Genomic DNA, 16,264 nt, shown 5'->3' on the forward strand with positions numbered 1-16,264 from the left:
TTTTCACACTTTCTGAATAAAATAGTAAAAATCACTCATTTTAAAAAGTGGGTGATTTTTCGGTTTTGAACCTGGAAAAGTTGGGTAAAAGATATCACTTCATGTTAAAGGGTGAGATAGAGCGTGACGAACATCGGTAGCGGAGATTTATTCATCATCGGTGGGAATGAAGATAAAGAAGGCGATCTAGAGGTCCTCTCGATATTTGTGGACGATGCGAAAGCCAGAGGTGGAAACATCGGTGTGCTTACGACTGCGACTGGTTATCCGGAAGAAGTCGGCGGAGAGTATCGGGATCTATTCCTGAAGCTAGGGGCCTCCAAGGTAGAACTGTTACATATTGATACCCGTTTGAAAGCGGAAGAGGAAACATTCACACAAGTCGTTGGGTCATTGTCTGCCCTCTTTATAACTGGAGGCGATCAGAACCGGCTCTCTAGCATCATCGGAGGTACGACTTTCTTCAAGGAAGTACAGAAGGCCTGGCAAAACGGCTTGATCATAGCGGGTACGAGTGCAGGGGCAGCCATCATGAGCAGACATATGATTGTCTCAGGAAAGACGAAAGTGAAGCATGACAAGATCAACGTCGAAATCGGAGTAGGTTTTGGATTTTTGGAGGACGTCGTCATCGACCAACACTTTTCGCAGCGAGCCCGCTTCGGAAGACTTTTGTATGCAATCGCACAGAACCCTCAGATCATAGGTGTCGGGATTGATGAAAACACAGCGATTTGGGTGAAAGAAGGCGGAAGATACTTCGAAGTGATCGGAGAACATTCCGTAACCGTCATTGATGGATGTAAGCTTTCATTTGTGGATATTGCTGATGAAGCCGAAAGTGACGAGGTCACGATCGCAGGTGTACAGCTTCATTCCATTGCTAAAGGCTACCAATTTGACATGGAGAATCGGCAGTTGATTATGAAGGAGAAGGGAACAGCCCAATGAAAATTAACAAAGTGAAATATCTTACCGGGCCGAATTACTACAGTTACAAACCGACCATCTGGCTCGAGTTGGACATTGAACATTTTGAGGAATTACCTTCCAATAAAATTCCGCATTTTACAGACCGATTGTTAGAAGTCATGCCATCCTTATATACGCATACGTGCTCACGAGGGTATGAAGGTGGATTTGTCGAGCGGTTGAAAGAAGGAACGTGGATGGGGCATATCCTCGAGCATATGGCGATTGAACTCCAATCGCTTGCAGGAATTGATGTAAAAAGAGGAAAGACGATCACCAGTGAACGTAAAGGCATTTATTATGTCACCTATCGTTTTGAGGAAAAGAAGTCTGGCATTTTTGCATTTGAAGCTGCAATGGAAATAGTAGAAGCAATCGTTGATGGACAAGCCATTTCAATCGATCCTTACGTTGAAAAAGTCGAACAACTTTACTATAAAAATAAATTAGGTCCAAGCACTGAGGCTGTCTATAAAGCAGCTTATGAACGAAAAATCCCTGTTGAACAAATCGGCGATGACAGTATTCTTCGTCTAGGAACAGGCCGCAAGCAAAAACGGATGGAAGCGACAATGTCGAGTCAGACAAGCTTTCTCGCTGTCGAGTATGCGTGTGATAAGGAAATGACAAAATCCATGCTTCAAGCTGTCAGCATTCCTGTACCAGAAGGAAGTGTTATTTCCAATGAAAAAGAACTTCTGGAAGAGGCGAAGCGTTTAGGCTTCCCATTGGTTATCAAACCGGTCAATGGCAGACAGGGACAGGGTGTTTCGACCAATATCACCTCGACGAAAGGGTTGCTGGATGCGTATCGACAACATGTTGATACAGATAAGCTCATCCTCGAACGTTACTATGCGGGTGACGACTATCGATTTACAGTCATCGACGGGGAATTAGTTGCCGCGAGCTTACGCTTACCATCTTACGTAATTGGAAACGGCAGCGATACGATCCTTGATTTGATCGAAATCGAAAACCAGAACCCGTTACGTGGTGACGGACATGAAAAGCCGATGACGAAAATTCCAGTCAATGATCATGTACGCCACTACCTAAAACAAAGCGGGCTTGAATTGGAGACGGTCGTCCAATATGGACAAATCATTCCGCTTTTAGGAAATGCGAATCTTTCCACTGGTGGTTTGGCGATTGATGTGACTGATCAGGTCCACCGTTCCTATCGTGAAATTGCAGAAGGGGCAGCGAAAGCAATAGGCCTCGATATCGCTGGAATCGATATGATCATTGACGATATCACGGCGGAATATAAACCGGAACGAGCAGCTGTATTAGAAGTGAATGCAGCTCCGGGTATCCGCATGCATCATTACCCGAGCTCAGGAACACCACGAGATGTTGGAGGGGCAATTGTCGATTACCTTTTCAAGGATTACCGCGAGGCAGCGATACCGACTGTTGCCGTTACAGGAACGAATGGAAAGACGACCACCGTCAGACTGATCTCCCACTTTCTGCAGGAACAAGGGAAAACAATCGGTATGGCCCATTCCGATGGAGTATATATCGGAAATCGCTGTATCGACAAAGGTGATTGCAGCGGACCGGTCAGTGCGAGGAAAGTTTTGCATCACCCAGAAGTAGATGCAGCGGTCTTAGAAACCGCACGAGGCGGGATGCTAAGAGAAGGGACAGCTTTCCGTTATTGCGATGTTGGCATTGTAACCAACGTATCAGAAGACCACTTAGGGTTGGATGGCATTGAAACAATGGAGGAATTGATCAAATTGAAACGATTGATTCCAGAAATCGTCCATCCTGAAGGCTCGTGTGTCTTGAATGCAGATGATGAGGCTGTAGCTGAAATGGCGGGGTATACGAAAGGATCTGTCGTTTTCACTTCCCTTCAAGCAGATAATCCGATCATCGAGAAGCACCAATCACGCAATCAGGAGTGCTGGTTCGTCCAGGATGAATGGATCATTCATGCAAAAGATGGCCGAACAGAACGGTTCATGCAATATGCGGATATTCCGATCACGTTTAATGGGTACGCCCAGCATAACGTAAGTAACCTATTACAGGCGTTAGCGTCAGCGCACAAGCTTGGCGTTTCGATTGACGTATTGCGGAAAAAGGCGCTCACATTCTTCCCTGATTTCCTGCAAAGTCCAGGGAGGTTCAACAAGGTCGATCAAGACGGCAGGACGATCGTCGTAGACTATGCTCACAATACGGCAGGTCTGAAGGCAATCTACAATACAATTCGTGCAATTCCATGTGATCGCCTCATTACAGCCGTTTCCGCACCAGGAGATAGGCTTGATGAGGACATCCGGAATATTGCGGACATCGTCGGGAAAGAAACAGATATCGTCATCATCAAGGAAGATGAAAATTTACGGGGAAGAAAGAAGATGGAGGTTGCCTCCATGCTGGATGAAGTGCTTGCAAACCAGCTTCCTTCGAAAAACCGATTCATCGAGCTGGATGAGCGTAAGGCCTTCCAGGTAGCATGGGAGCTTTCCCAGCCAGGTGACCTTCTGTTATTCCTTTACGATTCCTTCAGCTCAGTCGAAAGTTTCTTCAAGGATAATAAAAAGAAAAAACGATCTGTACTGGACCGAAAGTATCGCAGAACGTCTTCGCTATAAAAAGCATAAAGAAAAACGAAAGCCGGGATATCTTATCCAATGGATATACACCAGGAATCACTTGGTGTAACCTTGAAGTAAGATGCACCTGGCTTTTTTAATTTGGCCCAGTTAGCTTTTATTGTTGATATACATAAGAATGGAGGAATGGAGAATGAATGTACTACCTAGCTTTCGTTTAGATGGAAAATTGGCGGTTATTACAGGGGCAGGAAGAGGGATTGGAGAAGCGATTGCAATCGGGTTTGCCGAAGCCGGAGCAGATGTCGTCCTTCTGTCGCGCACCGAATCCGACCTTCACAATACTGCAGAAACCATTCATTCATTAGGTCAAAAAGCTTATGTCTACCCGACGGATGTAACAGAATCCAAACAGATGGATGATACCATCAATAAAATCATCTCAGATCATGGCCAAATCGATGTTCTCGTCAACAATGCTGGAATGAACATACGTACACCAGCCTTTGAAGTGACTGAGGAAGAATGGCAGTCGATTATGGACACGAATTTGCGGTCTGCTTTTTACCTTTCACAGAAGGTAGGAAAACAGATGAAGGAAAACGGTGGGGGAAGGATCATCAACATTGCTTCGGTAGCAGGAACGACTGCACTACGTACAGGTGTCGTCTATGCTGCTACAAAAGCCGCAATGGTACAAATGACGAAGAATCTTGCTGTAGAATGGGGCGAGCATGGCATCCAGGTCAATTCAATCGGACCGTGGTACTTCAGGACACCACTGACTGAAAAGCTGCTTTCGGATGAAGCCTACCTGAATGATATCCTTGCACGTACGCCATTAAAGCGGGTAGGAGAATTGCCTGAGCTTGTCGGACCTGCAGTTTTCTTGGCATCCGACGCATCATCCTATGTTACAGGTCAAACGTTATTCGTAGACGGGGGCATGACCGTATACGGCTTTTAGAAAAGAAGAGTGATCTGAAGCGTACATGACTGTACATCAGATCACTCTTTTTTATTGGCTCTGTTAAAGAATGTTCTTGATTTTGAACAGCTTCAGGCGGACGCTTTCCGCGGGCAACGCTTCAGCCTCCTCGACCCTCAGTCTGCGGGGTCTTCAGCTGTTGCTTTTCCCGCTGGAGTCGCCGCCTTACGCTTTTGTCTTTAAGAGCTAACAGAGCCTGTTTATTGATCAGTCACGAGCGTAACTGACATCCTTCGACGGATGCATGAATTGGCTTTTCGGAGCTTGATTTTTCTCAGCGAGCTCCCTGTTCTCAGAAGAGTTCCAACCGATATCGTTGTAAGGATGAACCCACTGATCACCTGCCATGATAGCAGGGTCGACTTCATCGCTCCAATTTTCCAACGGGGAATTTTTTGATTCGTAGTGGCTATCCCCGATCGTCACGCCACATTGATTGACGAAAGGCTGGCGTTTATCTTCGTCAACATTTTTAAAGACAGGCGCATTCGCTTGGTGCGGCAGCGTCCCTTCCATTGATGGATTATTTGAATCCATGCGTTTTCACCTCCAAGAGAGGATACTCTTAGTTTGAACGTTTCCACCGTTGTTTATGTCAGTAACATCGGACTTATCGTGTTACGCCCGATTCCAGGATGTCGGCCTTCACTGCTACTTTGATGTCAAGATCAGGATAGATCTCCTGCCATTTCTTTTTATCCCAATTACGGATATGAGCCTTCGTTGATTTACCAAACCCTACTGGATCGATACCCTGCTCTTGGAATGAGCGGATCATCTCTTCTAATTCCTCGGTCACTTGTTTGTTGATCGCTTTTTCAAGCTTTGTGATTCGTTTTTCAATTCCTTTCACATCTCCATAGAATTCATTGATGACCCCTTTTAATTTCAAATTGAGTTTAATTTCAGGGGCTTCCATCGTACCTGATATGTTCATGTACCTTTTTGAAGCGATATGAGCCATTGAAACGCCAGCATTCATTTCCTTCAGTTTGATGATCAACTGGCCATTCGAGATCGGGTGTCGGAGCATGGTGAATCGATAGATGTTATCTTCATCAATCTCATCTACAAATTTGTCACCTTTGAACAGGGCAAGACCTTTCATTTTTATTTTCCCGTTCTGGATTGTGAACAATGGCAGAAACGGATCCATCCCTTCAGCATAAAACGATTGGAAGAACAAATGGATGTTCGTTCGAGGGATGGTTTCAGTCATGATGTTCTGTTCAATGATTTTTGAGACATAAATACCAAGGTCTTGATTTTGTACATTTTGAAGCTCCGTAAACTCTTTCACTTTTCCATCATAAACAGCCAATTTCAGGTTGGAGCTTATACTTGGATCACGCTGAGCGACATCCAGTGGCTCTTTAATGCCTTTTTCAGCAAATTTGGTTCCGAACACGGTGACTTCGAGTTTCCCATTCCCTAATGGTTTAGGGGTATTCAGCATGAAATTCTTCTCTAAGTCCTTTCCGAATTCTCCAGTCGATGTAAAAAACTCATTGCGGATATTACCCTGAGCTTCAAAGATTGGCACAGCGATTGTCGCCTCAATCTCTTCGTCGTTTTCCGCTAAGTCATATCCGACAAAGGTGACTAACGTAATATCATCAAGAATTTTTCGGCTGACCGAACACCCTGATATGAGAAGAATACAAAGAAAAACAACGAAAAATCGTCTCATCGTAATTGACTCCTTCTATAACGCAGGTGATAAAGGATAAAGAGTATGGGTATATAAACATACAGCGTGTAAAGCCCCATTTGAGAAACCGAATTAATAAACAAGTCAATGTATTTACGATCCTGGAAGGTCATGTTGATGATGAAGCATAGCAAAAGCATCCAGATCAGGCTCCACCTCTGACTCAGAGGAAAGATCCGTTTAACAGTCCTGCTCGCACACCAGAAAGCAATACAGATATTCGGAAAAATGATTAAAGCCCAGGTTGCGATTGCGATATATTCGAATCGTTCGACAAAAGGAAACTCTACAATTTTGAACATGCTTAAGGTGGACCAGATCGTCCGTTGTAGTTGTTCTTCACTGAAATACACAAATGCAGCAAGGGCGACGGCAACATAGATGAACGTCGAGAAAAAGATTCCGAGATGGGCCCACTTTTGCGATTTCTCTCCGTTCTTAATAAAAGGATAAATGATCAAAAGGACTTCAAATCCAACGTATTCAAGTACAGCAACTTTGGAGGAAAGTAAAATTTCTTTTATCGAATGGTTCATGACGGGTTGAAGGAAGTCCCAATCCCCATATCGGAAAGGAAAGTATAGAAAAAATATTAAAAAAAGAGGGATCAGTACGCCGAAGTAGGCAACACCTGCGACGACCCGGAATCCTGCAGAAACCGTGTAATACGTCAGTAAGAGGAAGACGATCAGGAAAATCGCCAAGTTCAAGTTCGGAAACATCCATACTTGGACGACTTCTACGTAGCTCCTTAATACAGTAATACCCAATGCAAGGAAATAGAGGATGAAAAAGAAGCTGAATAAATTGCCTAATTTCTCACCAAACACTCTTTTGTGAATGCTGAGCAGATCACCTTTCTCCTTGTTCAACATGCTGTACATCATCCAAAGCAAGATATGAATGGTGATGCCCGTAATAATGATGGAAATCCATGAATCATATCCGGCGTCCCGTGAGATATACCGTTCATATCCAAGGACGCCGATACCGATCTGCATCGTATGTGTCAGATAGAATGCAAGGCCTGCAGAGACGAGGAATCGGTCTTTTATCGGTGTACCCATACGATGCTCCTTTCTACTTATTCATCAATGTCCTTTTTCTGTTTCGCTTTCTGCTTTTTAAACCGTTCTGTCTTTTTCGTTTGTAGATTTAACGGGCGAAGGGACTGAGTTGAAAATGGCAAGCGAATAACAGTGTCTTTGAAATCTGCAACCCTGGGCGGATAGAGGGGTTGTAAATACGGACGCCCGAGAGATTCAAGCCTCAATAGGTGAACGAGCACAAATGAAAAGCAAATGATGATGCCCATCATTCCCCATAACTGAGCGAAGAACAGAAAAGGAAACCGGATGAGGCGGATCGTGTTACCCATTTTATAGACGGGCGTCGTAAATGAGGCGAGAGCGGATAAGGCGACGATGATGAGTAGGACGTTACTCGTCAATCCAGCTTCTACGGAGGCGGTTCCGATAACGATACCTCCAACGATACCGATCGTCTGACCGACCTTTGTCGGCAGGCGGGCTCCGGCCTCGCGTAACAATTCAATGGTCAATTCTAATATAAGAGCTTCTAAAATCGGTGGAAAGGGGACTGTGCTTCTTGATGTAATCAACGTACTAAGAAGATCCTTCGGAATCAGTTCATAATGAAAGGTCATCACCGCAACATAGATCGGTGTGGCAAGAACTGAGAAAAAAACAGAAAACATCCGGATCAACCGAAATGTTGTCGCGATATGCCAATTTAAGAAGTAATCTTCAAATGCAGAAAAGAACTCAAGTAAGTTGGTAGGTCCGATCAATACTTGAGGTGAACCGTCCACAAGTATTGCGACTTTCCCTTCACCTAAGACGGAAGCAACACGGTCAGGTCTTTCAGTATCGATAAGCTGAGGGAAAGGTGAATTTTGATTGTCTGCAATTAGTTGGGTAATGAACGAGCTGTCACTGATCTGATCGAATTCAATATTTTCGATGCGTTGGATGACTGTCTGGACATTTTCCTCATTCGCAATATTGTCCATGTATAACACGTTAATCCGTGTTTTGCTCGTTGAACCGATTCTCATCTCCTTCGTGTTCAAGTGGATACTCGGTAATTTCTTACGGATGAGATGGATGTTCGTATCCAGTGATTCGACAAAGGCTTCTTTAGGACCAAGTACGCTGAATTCAATCTCCGGGGCAGCTACTTCACGGCCAGTGCTGGATAACGCTTTTATCAATAAGCATTCATCATCCTTTTTGTCCAGCTGAATGATGATGTAACCCTTGAGGAACTTGTCCATGATGAGATCGAAATCTTTTGTAATAGTAAGCTTTTCAATCGGAATGATCCCTTTGATTTCTTTTAAGGAATATTTCTGGCATTTCTGTAAAAAAGGAAGCACATCCCGGTGCAATGTTTCCATATCGACGAGTGTCTTAAAGTAAGAAATCCACAATGAACCATGACTGTTGACGAGCTCGTAGTGGATAAAGTCCTCAGATTTCTGAGCAGAATCGAAAAGTTCAGTAATGTTCTGTGGTTCTTCCTTGGATTTCTTAGAGGAATCACGCCACTTTTTCAGCCATTTTTTCATCATACGAACTTTCCTTTCAGAGCAAGACCTGTTTTGTTTTACGGTTACCATTTCTAGTAGTAAGTATGCGAAACTAAGTAAATAATTGGTAGGTTGACAAAAAAAGATGGCTCCATCCGGAACCATCTTTAGTGTTTACCTCTTTATTAAAGAAACTACGTTATTTACTTTGCTTGTATGTGAAGGATTGGACTGACTTCAATAACGCTCCTGCTGTGTTCGTCAGCTTGGCAGCGTGTGCATTCACTTCGTCCATCGTATTCAGCTGTTTATCTGTCGTCGCAGCTACCTGTGTTGTCCGTTCAGCTGATTCCCTCGCAATTTTGGCTGTGTCCATTGTAGAAGAATGGACCTGCTCAGAGCTAGCAGAGATTTCTTCAACTGAGGCGGAGACATCCTGAATTTGTCCTGCAACCTCCTCAATAAGGTCCGCAATTTTTTCAAAGGCTTTTTCAGCATCACCAATGACGATCGTTCCGTTGTGGACTTCCTTCTTTCCATCCTTCATAACCGATACAGTCTGGGCTGTATGGGAGTGAATGCGTTTCACAAGAGACGAGATTTGTAAGGCGGATTGCTCAGACTGCTCTGCAAGCTTTTGAACTTCCTTAGCTACAACCGCAAAACCTTTGCCATGCTCTCCAGCACGAGCAGCTTCTATTGAGGCATTCAGAGCGAGAAGGTTGGTTTGATTCGCGATTTCGGTGATCACATTGACAATTTGATTGATTTCCTTGGACTGGTTACTTAAGTCTTGGATTTCAGCTGCCACGTGATCGGTAACGCGATCAATCGACTCCATCTGTATACGGGCTTTCTGGATGAAGGTCTTCCCATCATCGACTTCTTCTGTTGCTTTATTCGACATCTCGGCGACCATTGATGCAGATTCAGCAATACGCTGGATACCGACCGTCATTTCGTCCATGATCTGTGCTGTTTGTTCTGTGCCAGTCAATTGCGTATCAGCTCCGCTTGCAACTTCACGTAACATCATGCTGATTTCCTTTGAAGATGCACTCGTTGTTTGGACGTGATTGATGAAGAGCTTTGAGGTATCTGCCACATGCTCTCCGTTCATTTTAATGTCGTGTATAAGAGCTCTTAAGTTCGTTGTCATCTGATTGAATGCTTCCGCTAATTGGCCGAATTCATCCTTCCGATCAATCTCCAGCTTGGCATCCAGGTCACCTTTTGCTACACTCTTCAGAGCTCCCACAGTTTTGTGAAGGGGACGAAGGATGATGAAGCGGATGGAGACCATTGTCAAAGCGGTTGTAATGAGAAGCGAAACGATTGTATTTATAGCAACAGACATGAATTGATTTGATTGTAGGCTGCTAGAAATCAAATTACTTAGAAAAGCGGATATCGGTGAACTGATTAACAAGGATAAGATGATGACAATGATCAGCTTCGTCCAAACCTTCTTAATACTGCTGAAAATTGTCGACTGTCTTGCTGGTTGGTCTGTTTTGACGGTCTTCATGTTCGACATCGAAGAGAGCCTCCATTCTTCTTTACACTAATTTAATTTACATCGTTGAATGGAAGGATCTTAACTTCCACACGTCTATTCTTCGCCCGACCTTCACGCGTATCGTTAGATGCTACCGGTTGATACTCACCGAAACCTGCCTGACTGAACTTTGTCGGATCCAGCTTCTTATTTTGCAGCAGCAGCTCCATGAAGTTAATTGAACGGTGGGCACTCAGTTCCCAGTTGGAACGGAACGCTGCATTCTTGATTGGTACATTATCTGTGTGACCCGCGATGACAATCTGTCTCGGAGGGTCAGTGACGAGAAGCTGTGAGATTTCCTTCGCAAGTCCAACAGCTTCTTTTTTAACGTGGGCGCTTCCCGAATCGAATAAGGCTTTATCAAGTATCGTGATAATCAGTCCACTTTCCGTCAATTGCGTCTTCAAGCTTTTGTTCAGGTTATTCTTATCAATATAATCGTCGATCTTTTCTTGTAACGCCTTCAATTGCAGGCGATCGAGCTCCCCGTTATCTTTCTTTTCATCATCAATTGGAATCAGGGCATTTTCACTTGTCGGGATGCTTGTTTGCTCAATAATGCTTTCCGGACTTGTATATTCCAACGGTCCTGTACCGCCATTCAACGCAGTCTTGAACGAATTCGCCATATTTTCGAATTTCGCTGCATCAACCGTACTGACCGCAAACAAAACGATGAAGAGCGCCAGTAATAGTGTCAACATATCGGCATAAGGAATGAGCCATGTTTCGTCTATATGCTCCTCTTTCTTCTTTCTCCTTGTTTTAAGCATTTAACCCCTCTCCTTCCTGTACGACAGGAGGCTCAGCATTTCTTTGGTTAGCTGGGATGTATATTTTCAATTTATCTTCAATGACTCTCGGAGAAGCACCGTCTTGGATGGATAAGATTCCTTCCACCATCACTTGCTTTACCATCATTTCTTGTTTCGATTTCCGCTTCAATTTATTAGCGAACGGATGCCAGAGGACATACCCCGTGAAGATACCGAACAATGTAGCGATGAAGGCTGCAGCAATGGCATGACCAAGGGCTTCGATATCTTCCAGGTTCCCTAGTGCTGCTATCAGTCCGACAACCGCACCGAGAACACCTAACGTCGGAGCGTAGGTTCCTGCCTGTGTGAAAATAGCAGCTGAGCTTTCATGACGTTCTTCCATTGCGACAAGATCTTCCACCATGACATCTCTTATGAATTCAGGCGTTTGGCCATCAATGACCATCTTCATTCCATTTTTCAAGAAAGGATCATCAATCTCCTCTGCATGGGCTTCAAGGGCTAGAAGACCTTCCTTTCGAGCGATGGTCGCCCAATCTGTAAAGATGGGTACCAATTCTTCGACTGTCGTCACTTTTCGATCTGTAAACAGAATTTTGAACAGTTTAGGTAATTTTTTGATTTCGTCAAGCGGAAAGGCGATGAGAATCGAAGCCGCCGTTCCTGCAAAAATGATTAATAACGCCGCTGGATTGAATAGGGACATAGGATTGACCCCTTTCAAAAACATACCGACGCCAATCGCAATAATACCGAGAAAAATCCCGATTACTGAAGCTTTATCCATATAAAGGTCATCCTCACTTTTGTCATTCTAAGTCATTCATTTTACTGATTTGACGTATGTTTCCGTTATTATTCATATCGACATACTGCACCTGATTGTTTAATAGGTAATTGGAATTAATGCATACTGCTTTGGTATGAGGAAAGGTCATCCTCACCTCATCCTGGTAAGAGACGATTAGAAATCCTTTTTTGAAGGACATACTAAGCAATAGTTGGCAAATAGAGGTTTCATGGAAAAGGGGAACAGGAATCATAGGTATTAAGTACTGTCGAAATGGGAGGTTGTCAGATGTCAGCAAACAAAAGCATCGAAGAAATTGAAGATCTAAAAGATTTAGTAGATGAAGATTTGGTCAAAGAAATGGCCGGGAAAATCAAGTCTGAAATGCCCGCAAAGGAAGAGAAGGATGGAGAGGAGATTACGAATCCATACCATATTGCCCAGCGTCTGATTGAACGTGCAACGAAGACACTGGACCTTCAAGAGGGTGTTTACGATATCTTGAAAAAGCCAAAAAGAGTCATGAAGGTTTCCATACCTGTTCGAAGAGATAATGGGGATGTCGTGAACTATACGGGAATTCGTGCTCAGCATACGGATATTCTCGGTCCGACGAAAGGCGGGGTCCGCTTCCATTCGAATGTCAATGAAGATGAAGTGATCGCCCTTTCAATGTGGATGTCCTTGAAAACTGCGATTGTCGGAATTCCATTCGGTGGTGGAAAGGGAGGAATCATCGTCGACCCTGAGGATCTGTCTGAACGTGAAATTGAAGAATTGAGCAGAGGGTTTATCAGGGAATTGGAACCGATTATGGGTCCGGAAAAAGACATCCCGGCACCAGATGTAAACACGAGTCCTAAAATCATGGGATGGATGCTTGATGAATTTGACCGGTTGAGAGGGCATAATGTCCCAGGATTCATTACAGGAAAACCGTTGATCATAGGGGGTTCTGAAGGTCGGGTGGAAGCGACTGGCCGAGGAGTCGTCATAACGATTCGCGAAGCAGCGAGACGACTTGATCTTGACCTATCGAAAATGACCGCCGTAATTCAAGGGTTCGGAAATGTCGGCTCCATCACTGCGAAATACTTGGAAGAAAGCGGCGTGAAAGTAATTGGTGTAACCGATGCAAAGGGTGGCGTTTATAATGCCAACGGTCTTAACATAAAGGAATTGATTGACTATGTGAACGAAAAGGGAACAGTGAAAGGCTTCCCTGATAGTGAGCATTTATCTAATGATGATTTGTTTTCACTGGAATGTGATATCCTCGTCCCGGCTGCCCTTGAAAACCAAATCACAGGAAACAATGCAGACAGTATTAAAGCGAAAATCGTCGCGGAGGCTGCAAATGGACCGACTACGCCTCAAGGCAATGAGATTTTAGAGAAGAAAGGTGTTTTTGTCATTCCAGATATTCTCTGTAATGCCGGTGGGGTGACAGTTTCTTACTTCGAATGGGTGCAAAATGCGATGCATTATTCCTGGAAAGAAAAAGAAGTCATGGAAAAGCTGGAAGAAAAGATGAAAGAAGCCTTCAAAGCGGTTTACGATATGCGAGATGCTAAAGATGTAAAAATGAGAGAGGCAGCTTACCTTGTAGGAGTCGGTCGACTAGCAAAAGGGATGATTGCCAGAGGTTGGATAAAGAATTGGGAAATGCCGATTGATTGTTGAAGGAGCATATAGAAAGTGTGACCTGAAGGACAACAAGTCCTTTCAGGTCACTTTTTGTTTAGCTATTCATTTTCCTTCGCATAAGGAGAGAAACGAAGTAAATCTCCGTAGATGACACTATCAGACAAATCTAATTCCATCTGATATTTTCGAGCTTCCTCACAAGATTCTACTGGAATTTCGTTTCCTGTTTTCCGATCGTAACAGGTATCAGAGGTGTACACATACTTGTCTGTGACAACACTCCGGTCTCTAAAGACAACGACATTCTTGTGCTCTTTGGAGAAGAGGTCCGTACCAAAGTGAATGCCTTCCGTTTTAATACCAAGCAGGTGAAGGATCGTTGGCTTCAAGTCGATTTGCCCACCGACCTTGGATATCGTCTTCCCACCTTGACCAGGTATGTGGATGACGAGAGGTACTCGCTGTAACTGTACATTCTCAAAGGGTGTAATTTCCTTTCCTAGCACTTCGGCCATAGCATCATTGTGGCGCTCTGAAATGCCATAATGATCGCCATAAATGATAATGATGGAATCCTCATAAAGGCCTTCAGCTTTTAAACCTTCAATGAATTCTTTAATTGCTTCATCTGTATATCGGACTGTCACAGGATAACGATCGACAATTGGGTCTCCCGTTTCAAATGTGTTGATCATCTGATCATCAAGAGTGTACTTATACGGGTGATGATTCGTGAGTGTAATGAAGCGCGCATAGAAGGGCTGAGGCATTTTATTCAAGTGATCCATCGATTGCTTAAAGAAGGGACGATCCTTCAGCCCATAATTGATTTGATTGTCTTCGGTAATCGTATAATAGGCCTCTGAAATAAAGTCATCGTAACCCAGTGTATTGTACATGATGTCTCGATTCCAAAAGCTCTTATTATTCCCGTGGAAGACGACGTTATGATAACCCTCACCCTTCAAAATTTCTGGTGTAGCATAGAACTCGTTCAACGCATGAGTCTGGAAAACGGCTCCACGAGGAAGAGGGTATAATGAGTTGTCGAGCAGGAATTCAGAATCGGATGTCTTACCTTGACCTGTTTGGTGGTAGAAGTTATCAAAATAATAACTTTCCTCAATCAAGTCATTCAGATACGGTGTGATTTCTTTTCCATCTACTTTCTCCCCGACGACGAACTGCTGTGTCGATTCCATCGAGATGAGGATGACATTCTTACCTTTTGCAATGCCAAACAGTTCCTCATTCACAGGAACATCATTTTCTTTCACATACTCATTTACTTCCACGATATCGACATTATCCGCTAAGGCTTTTTGTGCAGTTGTCTTTGATTGCAGTAATAAATCATAGAGATGGAAGTTATAGGTTCCGAGATTTTTAACGAGCAGTTCTCTGTCGAATGTACGTGTCAGAAGTTGAGGACGCTCGGATTCCGCAAGACCAAGGTTGATGACCAGCACGGAAGTCGCCACGATTAAGAATTTCGTCAAATCACGTTTCGTATAAGTTGCAGCTTTAAGAAATCCTCGCTTAACAAGATAACCGATCAATAGAATATCAAGGAAAAAGAAAATGTCATACCAATACGTTTGAGCAATCAGACTGTGTCCGATATCACCGACGTTATTGGTCTGGAACAAGACAGGGACAGTGATGAAATCATTGAAGAATCGATAGTAGAGTGTGTTGGAATACAATAGAATAGAGAAGAGCAGGGCAACAATCCACGTCATCCGGTTGTGGAACCGTTTCGGGAAGAAGTAAATAAAGGCAAGCGTAAATAAAACGGAACTTAACGGATTGATGACCAGGATCAATTCTTGTTTCCAGTTTGAAACAGGTAGATTGAAGCTTAATTTATATACAAGATAGGTTTTGATCCATAGTAATATGGCGGTGATGATGATGGTATTCTTTACGAAGCTTTCTCGCTCTTTCATGCAAGCTACCCTCCCGGTTGACGGAAATACATATAAACATGTGGTAAACACATATATTTTATAGACGATAGAAGTTAAGAAAAGTTCCATTTTAATTTATAAACGTCAATTGAACATTCAATATATTAGCAAATTATTGAAAGAAGAGGAAGCTGCAAATGCGGTAAACATCCTTCCTTCCTACTCTTTACCCGTTGCTTCAAGCATTTACTCAAGTTGACAGGTTTATGATTAAATTTTACCAGTAAATAGAGAAGGGCGTACTTCTCCGTACAAAAATGGAAAGAAGGTGTAGAGAATGAAAAAGAGGAAGGGTCTTATCCATCATATTGAACTCTATGTATCCGATTTACAGAAATCCTTGCATTTGTGGGAATGGTTGCTCACTGAGCTGGGGTATAGTGAATATCATAAGTGGGAGAAGGGAAGAAGCTATAAGCTCCTTGACTCCTATATCGTAATCGTTCAAACCGAAAGGAAGTATCTCGATGTGCCGTATCACCGATGTCGAGTGGGATTGAATCATCTTGCCTTTCATGCAGAGTCTCGTAAACAAGTGGATGAATTGACGAGAACGCTGAAGAAAAGAGGCGTTTCAATCCTTTATCCGGAGCGACATCCCTATGCAGGTGGCATGAATCATTATGCTGTTTACTTCGAGGATCCAGACCGGATCAAAGTGGAAATTGTAGCACCTAGCATCTCAGAATAAAAAGGTTGACCTGCAGGGCAACAACCTG

Annotated in this window: 13 protein-coding genes; 5 read left to right on the plus strand and 8 right to left on the minus strand. The window is 43.6% G+C overall.

Annotation, left to right across the window (positions count from 1 at the left end):
* Positions 1-123: 123 nt before the first annotated feature.
* The 3 genes from V1497_RS01255 to V1497_RS01265 all read left to right on the plus strand — a co-directional run bounded on the left by V1497_RS01255 (position 124) and on the right by V1497_RS01265 (position 4,515).
* Positions 124-951, plus strand: a complete 828-nt coding sequence (locus tag V1497_RS01255; protein ID WP_349409200.1) for a cyanophycinase — start codon at positions 124-126, stop codon at positions 949-951.
* On the plus strand, positions 948-3,587 hold the full coding sequence (gene cphA / locus V1497_RS01260) for a cyanophycin synthetase (RefSeq protein WP_349409201.1): 2,640 nt from the start codon (positions 948-950) through the stop codon (positions 3,585-3,587). The genes V1497_RS01255 and cphA overlap by 4 nt, the downstream gene beginning before the upstream one ends.
* 154 nt (positions 3,588-3,741) lie before the next feature.
* Positions 3,742-4,515, plus strand: a complete 774-nt coding sequence (locus V1497_RS01265; RefSeq protein WP_349409202.1) for a glucose 1-dehydrogenase — start codon at positions 3,742-3,744, stop codon at positions 4,513-4,515.
* Positions 4,516-4,743: 228 nt separating this feature from the next.
* Here the strand turns inward: V1497_RS01265 and V1497_RS01270 are convergent, their stop codons facing one another.
* From V1497_RS01270 to motA, 7 genes are all read right to left on the minus strand, one after another.
* A complete protein-coding gene (locus tag V1497_RS01270) occupies positions 4,744-5,073 on the minus strand; it encodes a DUF3905 domain-containing protein (protein WP_349409203.1) in 330 nt (109 codons plus the stop codon).
* 73 nt (positions 5,074-5,146) lie between these two features.
* Complete coding sequence (locus V1497_RS01275; protein ID WP_349409204.1) at positions 5,147-6,226, minus strand: Ger(x)C family spore germination protein; 1,080 nt, start codon at positions 6,224-6,226, stop codon at positions 5,147-5,149.
* Positions 6,223-7,314 (minus strand): GerAB/ArcD/ProY family transporter, encoded by a 1,092-nt coding sequence (locus V1497_RS01280; protein ID WP_349409205.1) that lies wholly within the window; start codon positions 7,312-7,314, stop codon positions 6,223-6,225. The genes V1497_RS01275 and V1497_RS01280 overlap by 4 nt, the downstream gene beginning before the upstream one ends.
* A gap of 17 nt (positions 7,315-7,331) precedes the next feature.
* Positions 7,332-8,837: a spore germination protein gene (locus V1497_RS01285; protein WP_349410719.1), complete on the minus strand. Its 1,506-nt coding sequence runs from the start codon at positions 8,835-8,837 to the stop codon at positions 7,332-7,334.
* 160 nt (positions 8,838-8,997) lie between these two features.
* Positions 8,998-10,335, minus strand: coding sequence for a methyl-accepting chemotaxis protein (locus V1497_RS01290; protein WP_349409206.1), 1,338 nt, complete (start codon positions 10,333-10,335; stop codon positions 8,998-9,000).
* Positions 10,336-10,367: 32 nt separating this feature from the next.
* Positions 10,368-11,132: a flagellar motor protein MotB gene (gene motB / locus V1497_RS01295; protein ID WP_349409207.1), complete on the minus strand. Its 765-nt coding sequence runs from the start codon at positions 11,130-11,132 to the stop codon at positions 10,368-10,370.
* Positions 11,125-11,925 (minus strand): flagellar motor stator protein MotA, encoded by an 801-nt coding sequence (gene motA / locus V1497_RS01300; protein WP_349409208.1) that lies wholly within the window; start codon positions 11,923-11,925, stop codon positions 11,125-11,127. Before motA ends, motB begins: the two co-directional genes overlap by 8 nt.
* Positions 11,926-12,216: 291 nt before the next feature.
* Between motA and V1497_RS01305 the strand changes: the two genes are divergently transcribed.
* Positions 12,217-13,611 carry a Glu/Leu/Phe/Val dehydrogenase gene (locus V1497_RS01305; RefSeq protein WP_349409209.1) on the plus strand — a complete coding sequence of 465 codons (1,395 nt, stop codon included), beginning with the start codon at positions 12,217-12,219 and terminating at the stop codon, positions 13,609-13,611.
* A gap of 62 nt (positions 13,612-13,673) precedes the next feature.
* On the opposite strand, the gene V1497_RS01310 is transcribed toward V1497_RS01305, so the two are convergent.
* Complete coding sequence (locus V1497_RS01310; protein ID WP_349409210.1) at positions 13,674-15,524, minus strand: LTA synthase family protein; 1,851 nt, start codon at positions 15,522-15,524, stop codon at positions 13,674-13,676.
* Between the two features lie 298 nt (positions 15,525-15,822).
* On the opposite strand from V1497_RS01310, the gene V1497_RS01315 reads away from it, so the two are divergent.
* Positions 15,823-16,236, plus strand: coding sequence for a VOC family protein (locus V1497_RS01315; protein ID WP_349409211.1), 414 nt, complete (start codon positions 15,823-15,825; stop codon positions 16,234-16,236).
* Positions 16,237-16,264: the final 28 nt, after the last annotated feature.

This window comes from Pseudalkalibacillus sp. SCS-8, from assembly GCF_040126055.1.
Taxonomy (GTDB): Bacteria; Bacillota; Bacilli; order Bacillales; family Fictibacillaceae; genus Pseudalkalibacillus; species Pseudalkalibacillus nanhaiensis.

Coding starts and splice junctions, on each gene's coding strand:
- V1497_RS01310 (WP_349409210.1), bottom strand. CDS start 15,524: ATGAAAGAGCGAGAAAGCTTCGTAAAGAATACCATCATCATCACCGCC.
- V1497_RS01280 (WP_349409205.1), bottom strand. CDS start 7,314: ATGGGTACACCGATAAAAGACCGATTCCTCGTCTCTGCAGGCCTTGCA.
- V1497_RS01265 (WP_349409202.1), top strand. CDS start 3,742: ATGAATGTACTACCTAGCTTTCGTTTAGATGGAAAATTGGCGGTTATT.
- motB (WP_349409207.1), bottom strand. CDS start 11,132: ATGCTTAAAACAAGGAGAAAGAAGAAAGAGGAGCATATAGACGAAACA.
- V1497_RS01270 (WP_349409203.1), bottom strand. CDS start 5,073: ATGGATTCAAATAATCCATCAATGGAAGGGACGCTGCCGCACCAAGCG.
- motA (WP_349409208.1), bottom strand. CDS start 11,925: ATGGATAAAGCTTCAGTAATCGGGATTTTTCTCGGTATTATTGCGATT.
- cphA (WP_349409201.1), top strand. CDS start 948: ATGAAAATTAACAAAGTGAAATATCTTACCGGGCCGAATTACTACAGT.
- V1497_RS01315 (WP_349409211.1), top strand. CDS start 15,823: ATGAAAAAGAGGAAGGGTCTTATCCATCATATTGAACTCTATGTATCC.
- V1497_RS01275 (WP_349409204.1), bottom strand. CDS start 6,226: ATGAGACGATTTTTCGTTGTTTTTCTTTGTATTCTTCTCATATCAGGG.
- V1497_RS01290 (WP_349409206.1), bottom strand. CDS start 10,335: ATGTCGAACATGAAGACCGTCAAAACAGACCAACCAGCAAGACAGTCG.
- V1497_RS01305 (WP_349409209.1), top strand. CDS start 12,217: ATGTCAGCAAACAAAAGCATCGAAGAAATTGAAGATCTAAAAGATTTA.
- V1497_RS01285 (WP_349410719.1), bottom strand. CDS start 8,837: ATGAAAAAATGGCTGAAAAAGTGGCGTGATTCCTCTAAGAAATCCAAG.